Raw genomic sequence first — 18,215 nt, 5'->3', positions numbered from 1 at the left:
CCACTCCTCTCATCACGCGGCCAGCAACGCCGCACCAATGAGGCCGCTGTCGTCACCGAGCTCCGCGTCGGCGATGAGCAGCCCCTCGCGGGACGTCTGGGACGCCCACGCCCGCACACCATCCAGCACCCGGCGCCGCATGCCGGGACAGTGGTTCAACACCCCACCGCCCAGGATGAGTCGCGCCGGATTCAACACCGTCACCTGGTTGGCCACCGCCAGCGCCAGGAACCGCGCGGCCCGCTCATACACCTCTCGAGCCGCCGCGTCGCCTGCTTCCGCCGCCTGCTCCAGCGTCACCGGCGTGAGCTTCGTGGCGTCATTCCCCACCAGCTCCGCCAGTGCGGGCGAGCTCCCGGCCGCCAGCAGCTCCCGCGCCTGCGCGATGAGGTTGTGTCCGCCGGCATACGCCTCCAGGCACCCCTGCTCACCACAGCCGCAGCGCCGGCCATCCGGCACCACCTTGATGTGGCCCAGCTCTCCCGCCACGCCGCCCGCGCCATCCAGCAACTGTCCGCCCGCGATGATGGCGCTGCCCACGCCCGAGCCCACGAAGACCACCAACAAATCCTGGGCGCCGCGCCCCGCGCCCGCGTGCAGCTCACCCCAGGCGGCGGCGGACAGGTCGTTCACCACCTTCACCTTCTGCCCCAGCCGGTCCGTGAGCAACTGGCCCAGCGGCACGTTGCGCCAGCCCAGGTTGGGGGCGACCGACAGCACGCCGGAGTCCTTGTGAATCTGCGCGGCCGCGCCCACGCCACAGCCGCCCACCACGACGCCCGCGGACTTCACCGCCGCGGACGCCGCCTGGGCAATCGTCTCCACCACCCCGGTGGGGCTGCGCTCGTCGAGGGCCACCTTCGCCGACGCGAGCATCTTTCCCGCCGCGTCCACCACGGCGGCGCGGGCGAACGTCCCACCCAGGTCGATTCCTAGCGTCGCCATGGCGGTGTCCTTTCTCAACCCTTCACGCGCTCGAACAGCTCGGTGACCAGCGCTTCGACTTCCTTCTTCCGCGCGTCGTCCTTCAGCGCACCCTCGGGCGTGAAGGCCTCCATCGCCCGCGCCAGGTGCACCTGGGTGGGCAGCACCAGCGCGCCCACCGAAGACATCACCTGCCGCAGGTGCGGCTGCATGCGCGACGTGCCGAAGTTGCCGGGGCTCGCGCCCATGAGCGCCGCCCACTTGCCCTGGAACAACCGGCCCGGCGCACGCGACGCCCAGTCGATGGCGTTCTTCAGGCCGCCGGGAATGGACGAGTTGTACTCGGGGCTCGAGATGAGGAAGCCCTGGGCCCTGGCCACCCGCTCGCGCAGCGCGACGACGGGCGCCGGCAGGCCCTGGGCCTCCACGTCGCCGTCATAGAGCGGGACGCCGAGCGACTTGAGGTCCACGACGTCGACCTCGGCCCCCAGCGCGCGGGCCTTCTGGACGCCCACCGCCAGGAGCAGTTGGTTGAAACTGCCGCTCCGGAGACTTCCGCTGATGGCGAGGATGCGAGGCGACGACATGCTCACCCGCCCACTTCCTTCTGCACACGGGCCACCGTGCCCTCGATGAGCGCCTGGATTTCCTTGAGGCGCTCGGCCGTGTTGGCCTCGAAGCGAAGGACGAGGATGGGCTGCGTGTTGGAGGCGCGGATGAGGCCCCAGCCGTCGGGGAACGTCACGCGCACGCCGTCCACGTCGATGATGTCGTGGCCCGCCGCGCGCAGCGTCTCCGTGGCGCGCTTGACCATCTCGAACTTCTTCTCTTCCTTCGTCTCGAAGCGCAGCTCGGGGCTGGCGTACGTCTTGGGCACGTCGGCGAGCAGCTCGGACAGCTTCTGCTTCTCGTGGGTGAGGATTTCCAGCAGGCGCGCGGACGAGTACACCGCGTCGTCGAAGCCGAAGTAGCGGTTCTTGAAGAAGATGTGGCCGCTCATCTCCCCGGCCAGCTCCGCGTGCTCCTCCTTCATCTTCGCCTTGATGAGGGAGTGGCCCGCCTTCCACATGATGGGCCTGCCGCCGCGCTTCGCGATGTCGTCGTACAGCGTGTAGCTGCACTTCACCTCGCCGACGATGGCCGCGCCCGGGCTGTCCTTCAGCACGTAGCGGCTGAAGAGGACCATGATCTGGTCTCCCCAGAGGATGTTGCCCTGGTCGTCGATGACGCCGATGCGGTCGCTGTCGCCGTCGTAGGCGATGCCCACCTCCGCCTTTTCGCGCTTCACCGCGGCGATGAGGTCCTGGAGGTTCTCCACCACCGTCGGGTCCGGGTGGTGGTTGGGGAACGTCGCGTCCATCTCGCAGAACAGGGGCACCACCTCGAAGCCCATGCTCTCGAACAGCGGGACGGCGATGGCGCCGCCGGTGCCGTTGCCCGCGTCGATGACGATCTTCATCCCCTTGCGGCCCACCTTCACCGTCTGCTTCACGAAGTGGTTGTAGGGGGTGATGATGTCGAACGGGGTGACGGTGCCGGGCGTGGCGGAGACCTCGAAGTCAGCGGCCTCGATGAGCTTTCGCAGCGCCTGGATTTCGTGGCTGTGGAAGGTCGTCTTCCCCGCGCCAATCTTGAAGCCGTTGTACTCCGGCGGGTTGTGGCTGCCGGTAATCATGGCCAGGCCATCCACCGGCAGGGTGTTGGCGGCGAAGTAGACCAGCGGCGTGGGCACGACGCCCACGTCGAAGACGTTGAGGCCCGTGGACGTCAGGCCGGCACAGAGCGAGTCGCGGAAGCGGGTGGACGACTCGCGGCAGTCGCGGCCCACGGCGATGAAGCGGCCGCCCTTGCGTCGGATGATGGTGCCCAGGCCCTTGCCCAGCAGTTCCACCACCTCGGCGGTGAGGTCCTTGTCCACCAGACCCCGGATGTCGTACTCGCGGAAGATATGCGCGTTCATGAAGGTGTCCCCGCCCTCGGAAGACCGGAGGGCATGACGGAGGGCGGCGGACTCTACACGAGCCCCGACCTTCCCGGCACCCGCCGAGACGGGGGCGCAACCTGCTGAACGGAGGCCCCTCGGGGGCCCTTCAAGTCCCTGGGGTGCCAATCAACCCCTGGATGTGCCCGCCTGTCGGGCGGGCGGCGGTACACACCGGGCCTCCACGCCCTCTGGAGGGTCTCCCGGAAGACACAGCCCTCAGTGCGTGAGGGCCTCCGCGCCAGGGGCCTCGACGGCCGGGAGGACCGCCAGACGCACCCGTCCGCGCAGCTCCTGGTAGTGCCGCAGCCAGGAGGCGTTGAGGGGGTCCAACGAGAGGGCCTCCGCGTAGCGCTCCAGCGCGGCGTCCAGCGAACCCCGCGCCTCCAACGCATGCCCCTGGGTGAAGAGCGCCCGGGCCCGCGTCTCGGCCAGGGGACGCGCCGCGAGGAAGGCCTTGCGCAGCACGTCCGCTTGCGGCTCCGACAGGCCCGCGGCGAGGCAGCGCGCCACTCCCGCGAGGTTGCCGCGCGTGGCGTCGAAGCCCGCGCGTGACACGGGCTCGCCCAGCACGCGTCCCGCGGCCTCCACCCGGCGCAGGAGCGACTCCAGGGCCTGACGTTGCCCCAGTGGAAGCGCGCGCTGACGGAACAGGTTCAGCCGGCGCAGCGCGGCGCTCGCGCGACGACGCACCTGCTCGAAGTCCTCGTGAGGCAGCGCGCCCAGGAGGGCGTACGGGTCCTTGGCCACGACGGCCGCGCGCGACAAGAGCCGCCCCAGCTCCGCGTCCGGCACGGGCTCCGCGTCCAGCTCCCCCGGCGTCACGCCCACGCCCAGCGCGCGGCCCAGCAGCGCCCGCGCCGCCTCGCCCGCGAACTGGACATAGAGGCCCGAGGCCCCGCCCCACGCCCGCGCTTCTTCACTCGTGACATGGCGGACCACGTCGCAGTCACACGCCACCTTGCGGCCCCCCAGTGACAGCTCCACGGGGAGCTGCGAGGCCAATTCCGGCAGCGGGCCCGCCCAGGTGGCGAAGAAGCCGTCCACCGTCACATCGCCCACGCGCACGGGCACCAGCTCCGTGTCCGTCGCCAGCCCCAGCCGGACGCCCAGCCCGCGCGGCGACTCCATGCGCGGCGGGTTGACCTCGGTCGGCGTGGCGTTCCCATGCGCCGCGTCTCGCAGCGCCAGGTGCAGCGGCGTGGCGCCGTCCTCGGGGAGGATGTGCCCGAAGATGGAGACGCCACCCTTCGACGTGCGCGTACGCGTCGACGAAGAGGGCTCCAGTCGCCCGATGCCCTGGCTCTCCAGCAGCGCCTCGCGGAAGGCCCTCGCGTTCGGGAAGCGCTCCCCGGGGCGCTGGGCCAGCGCGCGCAGCAGCACCGTGGAGAGCGCGGGAGGAACCCGAGGGTTGAGCACGTGCGGCTCCGTGGGAGAAAGCCCGCCCACGCGGCCGAAGCCGAAGGGCAGCCGGCCCGTGGCGAGCAGGTAGCCCACCACGCCCAGCGCATACAGGTCCGTGCGCCCATCCACCGCGTCCCCCGCCCACTGCTCGGGCGCGAGGAAGGCGGGCGAGCCCACCACCATGCCGCACGCGCGCTCCTCCGGAGAGAGGCTGGCGGAGAGCACCGCCTGCGTGCCGAAGTCGAGCACCTTCACCTGCCGCTCACCGCGCGAGTCCCACGTCAGGATGAGGCTGTCCGCGGACAGGTCCCCGTGCACCAACCCTCGCGCGTGCGCGGCCTCGAGCGCGCACAGCGCCTGGGCCAGGAGCAGCACCACCTCCGCCGAGGCCAGCGGCATGGGCAGGCGCGAGAAGGGCTCACCCTCCGCGTACTCCATGAGGAGGCACGGCAGTCCCTCGGGGCCCCGGCGCACATCCAGCACGCGGGCCACGTGGCGGTGCTTCAGTCCGCGCAGCGCCCGGGCCTCCGCCTGGAAGCGCGCGCGCACCGCGGGCTGGGCGGCCAGGTGCCGATGCAGCACCTTCACCGCGAAGCGATGGCCCGTGGGCTGGTGCTCGGCCAGGTACACCGTGCCCAGCGCTCCGGCCCCCAGCGGCTGGCGCAGCACGAGCGGACCGTGACGCTGCCCTTCCAGCGACGGCGCCTGGGGACAGCCCGTACCCACCGGATGCTCCACCGCGCAGTGCCTGCATGCCATGTTCGCCACCGCCCCTGCCGCCCCTGGATGGGGCGGGCGGCGGTGGCACTGCAACCCCCGTGCACCCCCGGCTTCGTCACCGACTGGACAGGACAACCTCCCGACGGGACGAGAACCCGGGGAAACCCGTTACCCACGAAGCGGAAAATGTTTCAGCCCCGAGAGTGGAAGTTTCTCCAGCGCACACTGGGCGCCTGCGCCTACAGATACTTCTGAAGCTTGCGGGCCTTGAGGGCCTCGACCACCTTGCGGACGTCCTGGCTCTTCTCGCGGGGGACCACCAGCACCGCGTCGCCGGAGTCCACCACCACCACGTCGGTGAGGCCGACGACGGCCAGGGGACGCTTGTCCGCGAGCACCACGCAGCCCTTGCAGTCCACCACCACCGCCGATGCGCCGGAGATGACGTTGCCGTTCTCGTCCGCGGGGCGGACCTCTGGAATCGCCGCGAAGGAGCCCACGTCGGACCAGCCGAAGTCCCCGGGCAGCACCGCGATGTTGGACGCCTTCTCCATGACGCCGTAGTCGATGGAGATGGAGGGCAGCTTGGGGAAGACCTTCTTCAGCACCGGGCCGAAGGTGCGCTTGCCCGCCGCCTTGCTCAGCGTGGCCAGGCCCTTCTTCATCTCCGGCATGTGCTGCTCGAAGGCGGCCAGGATGACGTCGGCGCGGAAGACGAAGATGCCGCCGTTCCACAGGTACTCGCCGGAGGAGACGTACGCCTTGGCCGTCTGCGTGTCGGGCTTCTCCTTGAACGCCTTCACGGAACGGCCGCCACCCGAGAGCGCGTCACCCACCTGGATGTAGCCGTAGCCCGTCTCCGGGCGGTTGGGCTGGATGCCCAGGGTGACGATGTGCCCCCCTTCCGCGATGCGGGCCGCCTCCTCCAGCGTGCGCTTGAAGCCGGGGACGTCCGCGACATGGTGGTCCGAGGGCAGCACCACCATGATGCCCTTCGGGTCTCTGGCGGCCACGTGCACGGCGGCCAGCGCAATCGCGGGCGCGGTGTTGCGAGCCACCGGCTCCACCAGGATGTTCGCCTTGGGCAGGCCCTTCACCAGCTTCGCCGCGGCCTTCGCGTGCGGAGGGCCGCACACAATGAAGGTGTTCTTCACCGTCGACAGGCCCTTGAGGCGGGCGGCGGTGTCGGTGATGAGCGGCAGCTTGGAGGCCAGGGGCAGGAACTGCTTGGGCCGCGCCTGACGGGACAGGGGCCAGAAGCGAGTGCCGGAGCCACCGGCCATGATGACGGGGTAGAGGGCCATGCGGGGTACGACTCCTGCGAGTGCCGGCTCGTCGCCAGCGGGAGGCGCCAGGGTCTTCCCCCAGCGTGAATGGCGGCGCACCATACCGTTTCGGCCTTTCCGGGAAAGAGGGGAGCCGCTTCCCATGAAGCCCCCGTCCAGGCCGTTGCGCCTCCCACCTTCCGGTCCAGACCGCCCGCCTGTCCGCCCCCCGGACGATGAAGCGGCCCCGAGCGGCGAGAGTTTTGACCCGCCCCCGAAAAGCCAGTCTCATGCCGCGCTGTTGGACTTCCTCAAGGCCAGAACCACCGGGCTGACGCTCACCCTCACCGTCGCGCTGGCGCTGGGGCTTTCGCTCGCCCCGATTCCGGAGTCGTGGCGCCCCCTGCCCAGTCTCCAGCGAGGCCCCCTGGGCCCGAAGCTGGTGGCGCTGGCGGTGCCGGCGTCCTTCACCGGAGGCCGCCCCGCCCCGCCCCCGGAGATTGAGGTGGTGGCGTCGGACACGCCCAAGCAGGGCGTCGTGCCGGAAGAGGACCCGGCCGACGACGCGGGGACGGAGGTGGTGGACGCGGTGCCCACGCCCGCGGTGCCCACCGTGCCCGGCATCGGCCTGGAGGAATTGAGCGCCCCCTCGCTGGCGCGCGCCGTGGAGCTGGAGGCGCTGCGCGAGCGGATGAGCGCCCAGCACGTGGATATCGAACCCAACTGCCGCAAGGCACGGGCGGACGGCACCTGTGAGGAGGATGGGCTCGCCCCCTTCCACCGGGCGCTGACGGAGCTGCGCGCGGATACGCGGCGCACGCCGGTGCGCGTGGTGCACCTGGGAGACTCGCTCGTCGCGTCGGACTACATCACCGACGTGGTGCGGGACAGGCTCCAGGAGCGCTTCGGCTCGGGCGGCAAGGGCTTCCTCTTCATCACCCGCCCCGCCAGCGCGGGCCGGTGGACGCGCTCCGGACGGGGCTCGGACGGCTGGGAAATCGCGCGGCTGGTGGACACCAAGTGGCCCCGCGACAGGGTGGGCTGGACGGGTGTGGCCTTCACCTCGGCGGGTGGCTCGCAGAACACGAAGTATGACGTGGAGGGCTCGCGGGTGGCGGAGCTGTTCTTCCTCGCCCAGCCCTCCAGCGGCTCCGTGCAGCTCTCCGTGGATGGCCGGCCGCTGCAGCGCATCCAGACGCGCGGCTTCTCCAAGACGAAGTCGGAGGCGGCCTTCGCGCGGGTGAACCTGCCCGAGGGCGCCAAGACGCTGACGCTCACCACATCCGGCAAGGTGGAGCTGCACGGCGTGACGCTGGAGACGGGCACGCCGGGCGTCATCTACGACACGGTGGGGCTGCTCGGCGGCATGGCGGAGGTGTACCTGCGCGCCCAGCCCGCGGCCTTCCGCGCGCAGCTGCGCCAGCGCAAACCGGCCATGGTGGTGTTGATGGTGGGCGGCAACGAGGCGTTCTTCTTCTCGAGAGACCGGACCACGCTGGAGGAAGTGCGCGCGCAGATGAAGGAGCTGGTGTCGCGCGTGCGCGCCAACGTGCCGGACGCGGCGTGCCTCGTCATGTCGCCCATCGACGCGGGCGTGCGGACCATGGGCGGCGAGCTGGTGCCGCGCCGGGGCTCCAAGGAGGTCTCCGACATCTTCCGCGAGGAGGCGCGCCTGGGTGGCTGTGCCTTCTGGGACGCGTACACCGCCATGGGTGGCGAGGGCGCGGCCCTGCGGTGGCTGGAGGCCGGGTTGATGTTGGAGGACCTGGTGCACCCGCGCGCGAAGGGCTCCGATTTGCTGGGCCACCTGTTCGACCTGGCGCTGCAGCGCGGGTTCGCGAAGGTGCACGCGCCGCTGGTGCCGGTGGCGGATGCGCCGGGCCTGCGGGACGCGGACACCGCGCTGACGAAGACGTTCGACCGGCTGCGCCGCCGCGAGTCCGGCGAGGCTTTGCGCGTGGGCATCGCCCAGCTCGGCGCGTCGCATACCGCGTCGCACTACTTCACGGACGCGGTGCGCGGGGTGCTGACGAAGCGCTTCGGTGACGCGGGCCGGGGCTTCATCGCCGCGGGCAAGTCCTCGCCTCGGCTCGAGAACGCGCGCGTGGCCCGCGAGCTGGTGGGCGACTGGACGGTGGAGGACGCGATGGAGGCACCGCCGGGCGGACTGTGGGGCCTCACGGGCATCCGCGCCGTGGGCGCGCCGGGCGCGAAGCTGCGCATCGAGTTCTGCAAGGACTGCAAGGACGCGAAGACCTTGACCGGGCGGCTCGACCTGTACGCGCTCGACGCGCCCGACACGAAGGCTCCAGACATTCGGGTGGACGGCGAGGCCATGCCTCCGGACGCACCGCTGCCGGAGCCGCTCTCCGCGCCGATGGTGCGCATCCGCTCCTTCCCCGTCACGGGCGCCTCGCACGAAGTCGAGGTGGTGGCGCCGGAGGGCAGTGGGGTCACCGTGCTGGGCGCCGCGCTGGAGTACGACACGCCGGGCGTGGTGCTGGACGCGCTGGGGCTGCCCGGGGCCATGGCCTCCACGCTGCGGGACATGGATGCGTCGGCGGTGGATGCGCAGCTCGCCTCTCGTCGTCCGGACCTGCTCGTCTTCTGGTACGGCACCAACGAGGCGGGCAAGGCGGACCTGGACGCGGCGGCGATATCGAACGACTACCCCGCGCTCATCGCCCGGCTGCGCAAGGCCACCGGCAACGCCGAGTGCCTGTTGATGGGCCCCACGGACCGGCTGGCGCAGGACGCGAATGGCCGCTGGACGGAGGCGCCCGCGCTGGCGTCGGTGCTGGACGCGTTGCCTCGGGTGGCGCGTGACGCGGGCTGCGCATACTGGTCTCCGCGCGCGGCCATGGGCGGCGAGCGGGCGATGCTGCGCTGGCAGCGGGCCCGTCCGGTGCTGGGCCATGCGGATGGCGTGCACCTGACGCCGGAAGGCTACGAGCGGCTGGCGGCGAGCTTCGCGCGGGACTTCCTGGCGGCGTACGAGCTGCGCAAGAAGACCGAGCCCACCGCGCGCATGGAGGGGAACTGACGTGCTGTCGCACAGCCTCCAGTACCTCGTCTTCGTCATCGCGGTGTTCGCCCTGTACTGGGCGGTGCACCGTCACTACTGGCCGCGCCTGTTGGTGCTGCTGGTGGCCAGCGTCTACTTCTACGCGGCCTTCACGCCCTTCCCGCTCATCATCTTCCTCATCGGCGTCACGGTGGACCACCTGCTCGTCAAGGGGATGGGACGCGCGACGTCGCAGGGCGTGCGCAAGCTGCTCGTCACGCTGTCGGTGGTGTCGAACCTGGGGTTGCTCGCGGGCTTCAAGTACCTGGAGCTGTTGCGCAAGACGGCGCTGGAGCTGGTGCCCGAGTCCTGGGGCCTCCACGTCCGCGAGACGCCGTTCAGTTTGATTCTGCCGCTGGGCCTGTCGTTCTTCGTCTTCCAGGCCATCAGCTACACGGTGGACGTGTACCGGGGGAAGGCCAGCTCCGAGCACTCGTTCATCGAGCACCTGCTGTACATGCTCTTCTTCCCGCGCGTGGTAAGCGGGCCCATCGTCCGCGCGTCGGAGCTGATGGCGCGCTTCAAGGACGTGCCCACGCTGACGCCGGACGAAGGCGGACAGGCGATGTTCCGCATCGCCGTGGGCCTGGTGAAGAAGCTGGTCATCGCGGACGTGCTGGGCAGCGGCATTGTCGACCCGGTGTTCGCCTCGCCGGACAAGTACGCCTCCGCCGAGTGCATCGTCGCGGCCATCGCCTACACCTTCGAGCTCTACTACGACTTCTCGGGCTACTCGGACATCGCGCTGGGCGTGGCGGCGCTGTTCGGATTCAAGTTCCCGGAGAACTTCAACCGGCCGTATCTGGCGAAGAACCTGGGCGAGTTCTGGAACCGGTGGCACATGAGCCTGTCCACCTGGCTGCGGGACTACCTGTACCGCCCGCTGGGCGGCAACCGGGTGTCGAAGCCTCGGGTGTTGTTCAACCTGATGACGGTGATGGTGCTGGGTGGCCTGTGGCACGGCGCGGACTGGCGCTTCGCCGTCTGGGGCGGCGTGCACGGCGCGGTGCTGGGCCTGTCACGGTGCTGGGAGTGGTGGGTAGGCAAGCCGGAGAAGCCGGGGGTCCCTCGCATCGCCATGGGGATGCTGGCCACGTTCACCATCGTCGTGCTGACGCGCGTGGTGTTCCGCGCGAAGACGATGACGCACGCGGGTGAGTTCTACGCGCGGATGATGGAGGGCGTGCCGGGCATCGCCAACGTCAGCCCGCTGGTGTGGGGCATGTTGGCGGCGGCGGTGTTCTTCCACGTGGTGCCGATGAAGCTCTACACGGTGACGTCGGAGCTGTTCGTGCGGATGCCGGTGCCGGTGCGCGCCGTGGCGCTGGTCGTCCTCGGCCTGGGCATCCGCCACCTGTCCGCCGTGGAGACGCGACCGTACGTGTACCTTCAGTTCTGACGCCGGCCGGGCGCGGCGAGCACGGACTCCAGGCCGGGCACCTGCGCGAGCTGCCCCAGGAAGTCGCGGAGGATGCGCGCGGTGGCTCCCCAGATGACGTGGGAGTCGTACGTGTAGAAGTACAAGTCCCGCTCGGCGCCAAAGACTTCCTTGCGCTCCACGCGGAGGATGGCCGGGTCCATCAGGGCGACGAGTGGCACCTCCAGGATGAAGGCCACCTCTTCTGGACTGGGCTGGTACTTGCCGTCGCCCGGAATCACGCCGACGAAGGGTCGCACGCGGTACTGGGAGATGGTGGGCACCTCGTCCAGCATGCCCAGCACGCGCACGCCGCGCCGGTCGATGCCCAGCTCCTCTTCCGTCTCGCGCAGCGCGGTGTGCAGCGGCGTGAGGTCCTCCGCGTCGCGGCCTCCGCCCGGGAAGCTGTACTGATTGGCGTGGGTGCGCAGGGTGGCGGGGCGTCGGGTGAAGACCACGTGCGGCACGCCGTCGCGCTCGAACAGCGGAACCAGCACGGAGGCCTCGCGCAGCACGAGCCCCGGCAGGTCCACGTTGCGCGCCGGACGCGTCGACAGCCGCGCCTCCACCCCCTGGAACAACGCCTCCACGCTCACGACGCCAGCCTCCCTAGTCGGTGATCTGCTTCTCGATTTGCTGCTTCCCCGGCTCGCGAGGCACGTCCACGTTCTCCACGCCCGACAGCGGCTTGAGCACGCCCGCCTGGAGCAACCCGAGGAGCAGCAGACCGAGCGCCACGCGGTACACCACGAACACCAGCGTCGTGCGCGAGCGCAGGTAGTTCAACAACCACGCGATGGCCGCCATGCCCGAGGCGAACGCCACCAGGGTGCCGACCCAGAGCGACACGGCGCTGGGCCGCTCGGTGGCTTCCAACAGGTGCTTCAGTTCGAAGATGCCCGCCAGCGAGGTGGCGGGGATGGACAGGAGGAACGAGTAGCGCGCCGCGTCCTCGCGCTTGAGTCCCAGCGACAGGCCGCCGGTGAGCGTCGTGCCCGAGCGCGACGAGCCGGGGATGAGCGCCAGCGCCTGCCACAGGCCGATGAGGATGCCGTCCCGCCACGTCATGTCGGCCAGCGTCCGCTGGTGTGAGGCGCGCTTCTCCACCACGAAGAGGATGATGGCCAGGATGATGAGGCTGCCGGAGATGACGTAGAGCGAGCGGAACTGCGTCTCGATGGCCTTCTTGAAGGCCAGGCCACAGATGCCGATGGGCAGCGTGCCCACCAGGACGAACCACGCCAGCCGGGACTCCACGGTGCCGAAGGGCTCGCGCTTCGCAAGCCCCCGGAAGAACGCCGTCACCAGCGAGACGATGTCCTTGCGGAAGTAGATGAGCACCGCGGCGACCGTGCCCAATTGGATGACCGCGGAGTACGCGGCCCCCGGGTCCTTCCACCCGAACAGCTCCGGCGCGATGCGCAGGTGGGCGGTGGAGCTGATGGGCAAGAACTCGGTGAGACCCTGGACCAGTCCCAGGACGATGGCTTCAAGGAGGCTCATAGGCGCGGTCCCCGGATGTATGCCCGGACACCGCCGCCAGCAAGGGCGAACCTCCGCGTGTGTGGCGGGGCGAGCACGCGGCGTCCCCCTTCCCCCTCGGTCAAGGTAGGCTCGGGTCCGCGACATGCCCCCTGCCCCTCCGTGCCCCTGCTGCTCCGGACTGCGCTACCGCGAGTGCTGCGCCCCCTTCCACCGGGGCGAAGCAGAACCGCCAGACGCCGAGCGACTGATGCGCAGCCGCTACAGCGCCTTCGCCCAGCGCGAGCCGACGTACCTGTGGAAGACACTTCACCCCAGCCACCCGGACCGCGCGCGGCCCGAGGACGTCGTGGTGCGCGAGCTGCGCGCCTTCGCGCAGGCCCACCAGTTCCCGAAGCTGGTGGTGATGGACCGTCAGGCCCCCGACGCCCAGGGCACCGCGCAGGTGCTCTTCTTCGCGAAGGTGTTCGAGAAGGGCAAGGACCGCTCCTTCGTGGAGCGCTCCGACTTCCGCCACGACGGCACCGGCTGGCGCTACCTCTCCGGGGACACGCTCGTGCTGCGCGAGCTGACCGTCCCGCCCGAGTCCCTCACACTCGCGACGTTTCCCAGGTAGGCCAGCTCCGCGCCTCGAAGGACCCTCGATGCCCACCGCGACCTCGAAGCTGTCTTCCCTGCTGAAAGCCGCGAGCCAGCACGACTGGAGCCGCGTCCTCGACGACCTGCTCGTCGCGTGGCGTGCCGCGCCCCACACCGCGCTGGCCGACCGCATCGTCACCGTGGGACAGAAGCTCTCCGGCGACATCCCTCCGCCCAAGGACTGGGATGCGCTCGCGAAGAAGCCCGACGCGAAGAACCTCACGACGCTGCTCGCCGCGTTGCTCGACAAGGGCTCGGTGAAAGGGAGGCCCCGGCTGGAGACGCTCGCGGACTGGCCCGAGGACCCGCGCATCGACCGCTGGGTCGCGAGCCAGTTCGTGGACCCGCCCTTCACCAGCACCGGAGCCCGTCCATACTGGACACGGCTGGCCCCCCTGGCGCGCCGCGTCCGGGATGCCCAGGCCGCGAGTTCGATGCTGAAGGCACGCGCGGGCTACGACAAACAGGATGACTTCGAGGAGTTCCTCGCCGGCCACGTCGACCGGATTCGCGCCGGGCTCGAGGCCGCGAAGGACGCCGAGCTTCACGCCGACGACGTGAAGGTCCTCGCCGGGTTCGACGCGGCCCTCCAGGAAGCCGCGCCACCGAAGCCCCGGAACGCCGCGGACGCGGAGGCATTGCTGGCCCAGGTGCTCGCGAAGCCCGAGGACGACGAGGCCCGCGCCGTGCTGGCCGACGTGCTGCTGGAGCAGGGCCACCCTCGCGGCGAGCTCATCGCGCTCCAGCTCGAGGCCGCCCGGCGCCCACTCACCGCCGCCGAGCGCAAGCGGGAGCAGGCGATTCTCAAGAGCGCCCGGAAGGAGCTGCTCGGCCCGCTCGACGAGGCGCTCAAGCCCGACTGCGTCTTCACGCGGGGCTTCCTGTCCCACGCCACGCTGAAGCAGGGCAACGCGCGCGCCACCCAGAGCGCCATCGAGAAGACCATCGGCCATCCCCTGTGGGCCACGGTGGAGCACCTGGAAGGTCGCGGCGACTACGACATCACCACCGACCCCGTGATGAAGTCGCTGCGTTCGCTCGCATACAGCGACGTGGGGCTCCGGGATCAAGCGAAGATGCCTCGGCTCGAATCCCTGGCGGTGCGTGGCGCCGTGGACGCCTGGATGGAGCTGGGCCAGGACCCCAGCGCGTTCCCCTCGCTGCGCCACCTGGACCTCTTCCTCTTCCCCGCGTGGGTCTCCCGTTTCCTGGCGACACCGCTCGTGTCGCGACTGGAGCGACTCCAGGTCCGCATCTACGTGAGCGCCCAAGACTCGTCGGCGGCGCGGGAGGTCTTCTCGCTCGTGCCGACGCTGAAGGTCCCTGACCTCACCTTCCGACTGGTGCACAACGACACCAAGGACTGGAGCTGCGGCTTCCGCTTCGTGCGCGAGCCGGATGGCAAGCACGCGGTCCACCTCTTCACCACGAAGATGAACGAGCCCTACGAGGAGCTCGTGCGCGACGACCTCGTCGCCGGACTCGAGCAGATCGCGCGGCTCAAGCGCTCGAAGCTCACCATGGCCCATCAGCTGCGCTCGGACGTGAAGGCGGACATCGAGCAACGCGTGAAGGCGCTCGGCGGCACGCTGGAGACCTGACGCGCCTGCGAGGAATTACGACGAGGCCCGGCGTGACAGCTCCGGGCCTCGTCCCTTCATCCGCGCTTAGCGGGGCACCGTCGTTCCAGCCGGCGGAGCAGTGGCCGCGGGCGAGGGGTCGCTGGTGTCATCGACGGCATTGGCGGTCCTCCAGGCCAGGGCCGCGAAGCCATCCGGCACCGCTCCCCCTTCATCCGTCGGGTCCGGCGGCGGCTTGTCGCCAATCTCGTCGGACTGGTTGGTGCAGGGGTCATACGGAGGTGGCGCGCTCTGCTCCTCGCCTCCTCCCTGATTGCCCTGCTGAGGGTTGGAGCCCGCGTCGACGGCGTCCGTCCCCACGGAGCCCCCGCTCCGGACCCTCACCGGCGCGGTGAACGTCGTCGTGGGGATGCCCTTGCGGCGGACGTTCGCGAAGAACGCGTCGCTGGAGGCACGGTCACCCGACACCGCGTACGCGAAGGTCTTCCCGCCGGGGTTGACGCCCAGCGCGAGGAACTTGCCCGTGCGGGGGCACAGCCCGACGACCATCTGGGTGGCGCCCTCGGGCAGCTGCGCGTTGGGCGGCAGCGGCTGGACCTTGGGAGTCTTCGGCATCGGGCCGGGCTCGGGGCACGGACTCGGCGTCGGTCGCGAGCCCATCGTGCGGCACCCCGTCACCGCACCCACCAGCACCAGGCACATCATCCACTTGTTCATGTTCTTCATTGTCTTCCCCCTCCACTCGAACCAGGCGGGCCCATCCCGCCTTCATTCAAAAACCAGGACGGAGCGCACCCAACTGCGAGGGTCTCGCCGCATCCACGTCATCCGCACATCTCGCAGGGCATTGGCCGCGCGCTCTCCACGCTGAATCCGCTCGCGCACCGCATTGAAGAAAGGTCCTGCTTCCGCATCGGGCACGTCCACGGTCGCCGCGAGCACGGTGCGCGCCCCTGCATCCAGGAAGGCGACGGGCAGGCTGAAGCGCTCATACGTCCAGGTGGCGCCATGCGCAGCCCGGCACGCCGCCAGGATGACCAGGGGCTGGCCTCGCAGCTTCGTCGCACGCACTTCGCCCGCGGTGAGCGCATAGCGACCGTTCGACTCGGGCGACAGCACCAGCAACGACGCCTCGGACACATCCGGGTTCATCAGCCCGTGGGCATGGACCTCGATTTGCGTGGCGTCCGCCATCGCCTCCAACACGCGTGAAGGTGTGGCCTGCCGTCCCAGCAACATCGTGGCGTCATCCCCGGGCAGCCCCGCCCACCCGCCGAGCGCTGGCAGCCCCAGCGACGCGGGCGCCTGCACCTCCGCCACCACCAACCGACGTCCCGTGCTCGGTGCCGGTTCGGCCGGCCCTGGCCTGACAACATGGTAGGCCCACGCCACATCCTCGGGCAGCAGCCCCGCTCGGCCATGAAGCGGAGGACGCGCCACCACCTCCACCGCCGGGCAGGCTCGCAGCATCGTCGTCACCGACTCGGGCACGAGTCCCTGAAGCTCCTCATCCAGGGGCGCGCGGCGGCTGGCATCGTGATGCTCCACGAGCTGCCCCTCCGGTCCTCGCGCCAGCACGAGGGTCCGCTCGACATCCACGGTGACGGCCAGGACACACCGCTCGGGAAGCGGGCCGCCCAACTCCTCGCCGAAGAGTCGGAACGCCTGTTCGGACTCACCGGCCCGGGCCGCCGCGAAGAGCAGGGACGTGTAGCTGTAGGCGCGGGCCTTGCGCGCATCGACGCTGGTGGAGGGAAGGCGCTGCGCCTCGGCGATGGACCGCCGCAGCAACGCCTCGCCCCGCACCCTGTCCTGCTCCACGAGGAAGCGCCCTTCGATGTGCGTGAGCAACGCCGCCTCGCCCGGGGTGAGCGTCCCCTGCTGGCGCCGCTCCGACATCCCCGCCACGAGCCGAGCATCCTGTTCCGGGTCCGGCCGCAACCGCGCCAGGTCCGCGAGCGTCTTCGCGCCCGAGAGCAGCAGGGGCGTCTTGCAGGAGAGCGCCTCACGCATGCGCTCCCGGGCCGGCGCCACGGACAGATTCCCCAGCAAGGCCAGCGCGTCGTTCGAGCGGACGAAGTGGCGGATGGTGCAGTCCTCGGGACGCTGCGCGAGCGCCTCCTCCAGATAGGCCCGTGCCTGCGCGCCATCACCCTGGTAGCGGGCGAGCTGTCCTAGATGGAGCAGCAGTTGCGCCTCGCCCCACCTCGGGTCCGTGCGGTACAGGGCGCGCGCGGCCTGCAGGTGACGATGGGACTCCGCCAGCCGGTGGAGCTGGCGATAGAGGTCGCCCAGGTCCGACTCAATCGGGATGCAGCGGTAACCCAATGGATGTTCCTGGCAGAGCGCGGCAGCGGCCAGGAGGTGTTGCTCCGCCTGGAGCAGGTCTCCTCGGGAGATGGCCACCCTGGCGCGCTCGTGCTCCAGCAGGAGCGTGAACCACGGGTCCCCCAATCGCGCGACGAGCGGGGTGAGCTCGTCCAGGCGCTCCGCCACCTTCCCCTCGCGCACCAAGGCACCCAGGTACAGGTCCAGCTCGCCGGCGCGCCGCAGCTCGTCCAGGAACGCGGCGAGCCCTCCGGCGACCTCGTGCGTGCGGTACAGCTCCAGGTAGCGACGGGCCAGGGGCGCGCGGACGTGGAAGTCCCGTCCGCTCGCCCAGCGGAGGGCATCTCGCAGCACCGTGCCACCGTCGCGTGCATCCAGGACCGTGGCCGCCGACTCCAGGGCGCGCAGCCGCTCCAGCGAGGGCGCCGCGCGGATGGCCTCGTACAGGAACATGCGGAAGATGCCGGGATGCGCCTGGAGGACCTCGGCGGACACGGGCTCGCCCTGAGTCACCAGCGCCTGTCCTAGCGCCGACGGCTTGCGCCAGTCCTCCGTGCTCATCAGCCGAGCGCGCGCCGCGTCCGCGCGGGTCCTCGCCTCCACCGCCCAGCCCGGCTCCCCCAGCGCGGCGACGGCGTCGAAAGACAGCGCGGCGAGTGCCCACAGCTCCAGGTCTCGCAGCACGAGCGCCCGATTCCACAGTGCCTGCGCATGCGTCGGCCGCGCCGTCAGCACGCCCTCCAACAGCGCCAGCGCCGTGGCGGAGTCTCCCTGGTCCAACGCCATGATGGCCCTGTCACTGGCCACGTCCGGAGACGTCCCCGCCTTCGCCAGATAGGGCGCCGCCAGCTCCGTGTCGCGGCGCACCAGATAGGCCGCCGCGAGCCCCTGCATGTCGCCCTCGGCCTCCAGCCGCGCCAGCTCACGCAGCGGCGCGGGAGTCGGCCCGCCGGCATCCCCCGAGCGCAGCGGTCCGTAGGGACGGTGTACATCCGCGCCGGGATAACTCACCCGCGCCTCCAGCGTGCGCACTGGAGCGCCCGTCAGGAACAGCTCCGGCGACACAGGCTCGGAACGTTGCCGCGAGCGCACGCCGGCCACGACAGCGGCGGCTCCCGCGACACCCACCACCACCACGAGCGCGGCCCACCTCGGCCGCGGAATCCAGGACCAGGACCCGTCATCCACCGCCGTACTCCCCGCGTATGTGCCCTGGCAGCCCATGCCCACCCAACGGCGGGTCGCCAGAATCTTCCCGCCGGGACGCTACGCCGCTTCTTTCGTCATCGCGATGCCGCCGCGACGTGAGGCTCCACATGCGCGGTCGACGTAGACGAGCGCGGGCGACGCTTCAGGGCTGACGTCACCTGCGCCGCGTGCCCAAGCCCGTGGCCCCGGCCCGGGTGCGAGG

13 protein-coding genes are annotated in these 18,215 nt (G+C 70.6%); 4 read left to right on the top strand and 9 right to left on the bottom strand.

Annotation, left to right across the window (positions count from 1 at the left end; all coding sequences use genetic code 11):
• Positions 1-12: 12 nt before the first annotated feature.
• The 5 genes from HUA74_RS09750 to HUA74_RS09730 all read right to left on the bottom strand — a co-directional run bounded on the left by HUA74_RS09750 (position 13) and on the right by HUA74_RS09730 (position 6,333).
• Positions 13-945 (bottom strand): ROK family protein, encoded by a 933-nt coding sequence (locus HUA74_RS09750; RefSeq protein WP_141640500.1) that lies wholly within the window; start codon positions 943-945, stop codon positions 13-15.
• Between the two features lie 14 nt (positions 946-959).
• Positions 960-1,511: an NADPH-dependent FMN reductase gene (locus HUA74_RS09745; RefSeq protein ID WP_174454280.1), complete on the bottom strand. Its 552-nt coding sequence runs from the start codon at positions 1,509-1,511 to the stop codon at positions 960-962.
• A gap of 2 nt (positions 1,512-1,513) precedes the next feature.
• On the bottom strand, positions 1,514-2,884 hold the full coding sequence (locus HUA74_RS09740) for a phosphomannomutase/phosphoglucomutase (protein WP_141640499.1): 1,371 nt from the start codon (positions 2,882-2,884) through the stop codon (positions 1,514-1,516).
• Positions 2,885-3,124: 240 nt separating this feature from the next.
• On the bottom strand, positions 3,125-5,068 hold the full coding sequence (locus HUA74_RS09735) for a protein kinase (protein WP_174454279.1): 1,944 nt from the start codon (positions 5,066-5,068) through the stop codon (positions 3,125-3,127).
• 200 nt (positions 5,069-5,268) lie between these two features.
• The gene (locus HUA74_RS09730; protein WP_174454278.1) at positions 5,269-6,333 is read right to left on the bottom strand and encodes a mannose-1-phosphate guanylyltransferase; all 1,065 of its coding nucleotides are present in this window, start codon (positions 6,331-6,333) and stop codon (positions 5,269-5,271) included.
• A gap of 124 nt (positions 6,334-6,457) precedes the next feature.
• On the opposite strand from HUA74_RS09730, the gene HUA74_RS09725 reads away from it, so the two are divergent.
• Together HUA74_RS09725 and HUA74_RS09720 are read left to right on the top strand one after the other, a co-directional pair.
• Entirely contained in the window at positions 6,458-9,337 is a 2,880-nt protein-coding gene (locus HUA74_RS09725; RefSeq protein ID WP_174454277.1) for a GDSL-type esterase/lipase family protein, read from the top strand.
• Between the two features lies 1 nt (position 9,338).
• Positions 9,339-10,757, top strand: coding sequence for an MBOAT family protein (locus HUA74_RS09720; RefSeq protein WP_174454276.1), 1,419 nt, complete (start codon positions 9,339-9,341; stop codon positions 10,755-10,757).
• Here the strand turns inward: HUA74_RS09720 and HUA74_RS09715 are convergent.
• Complete coding sequence (locus HUA74_RS09715; protein ID WP_141640494.1) at positions 10,748-11,371, bottom strand: CoA pyrophosphatase; 624 nt, start codon at positions 11,369-11,371, stop codon at positions 10,748-10,750. The two genes, HUA74_RS09720 and HUA74_RS09715, sit on opposite strands and share 10 nt — an antisense overlap.
• Positions 11,372-11,384: 13 nt before the next feature.
• Positions 11,385-12,278 (bottom strand): undecaprenyl-diphosphate phosphatase, encoded by an 894-nt coding sequence (locus HUA74_RS09710; RefSeq protein WP_174454275.1) that lies wholly within the window; start codon positions 12,276-12,278, stop codon positions 11,385-11,387.
• 124 nt (positions 12,279-12,402) lie between these two features.
• Between HUA74_RS09710 and HUA74_RS09705 the strand changes: the two genes are divergently transcribed.
• Both HUA74_RS09705 and HUA74_RS09700 read left to right on the top strand, forming a co-directional pair.
• Positions 12,403-12,873 carry a YchJ family protein gene (locus HUA74_RS09705; RefSeq protein ID WP_174454274.1) on the top strand — a complete coding sequence of 157 codons (471 nt, stop codon included), beginning with the start codon at positions 12,403-12,405 and terminating at the stop codon, positions 12,871-12,873.
• Positions 12,874-12,901: 28 nt separating this feature from the next.
• Positions 12,902-14,497 carry a TIGR02996 domain-containing protein gene (locus HUA74_RS09700; RefSeq protein ID WP_174454273.1) on the top strand — a complete coding sequence of 532 codons (1,596 nt, stop codon included), beginning with the start codon at positions 12,902-12,904 and terminating at the stop codon, positions 14,495-14,497.
• Positions 14,498-14,563: 66 nt separating this feature from the next.
• Here HUA74_RS09700 and HUA74_RS09695 read toward each other — a convergent pair whose 3' ends face one another.
• On the bottom strand, positions 14,564-15,202 hold the full coding sequence (locus tag HUA74_RS09695; RefSeq protein WP_141640490.1) for a hypothetical protein: 639 nt from the start codon (positions 15,200-15,202) through the stop codon (positions 14,564-14,566).
• Between the two features lie 42 nt (positions 15,203-15,244).
• Positions 15,245-17,992, bottom strand: coding sequence for a CHAT domain-containing protein (locus HUA74_RS09690; protein WP_174454272.1), 2,748 nt, complete (start codon positions 17,990-17,992; stop codon positions 15,245-15,247).
• Positions 17,993-18,215: the final 223 nt, after the last annotated feature.

Source organism: Myxococcus sp. CA051A, assembly GCF_013336705.1.
GTDB lineage: Bacteria > Myxococcota > Myxococcia > Myxococcales > Myxococcaceae > Myxococcus > Myxococcus llanfairpwllgwyngyllgogerychwyrndrobwllllantysiliogogogochensis.
This window is presented reverse-complemented; position numbering and strand designations above follow the sequence as displayed.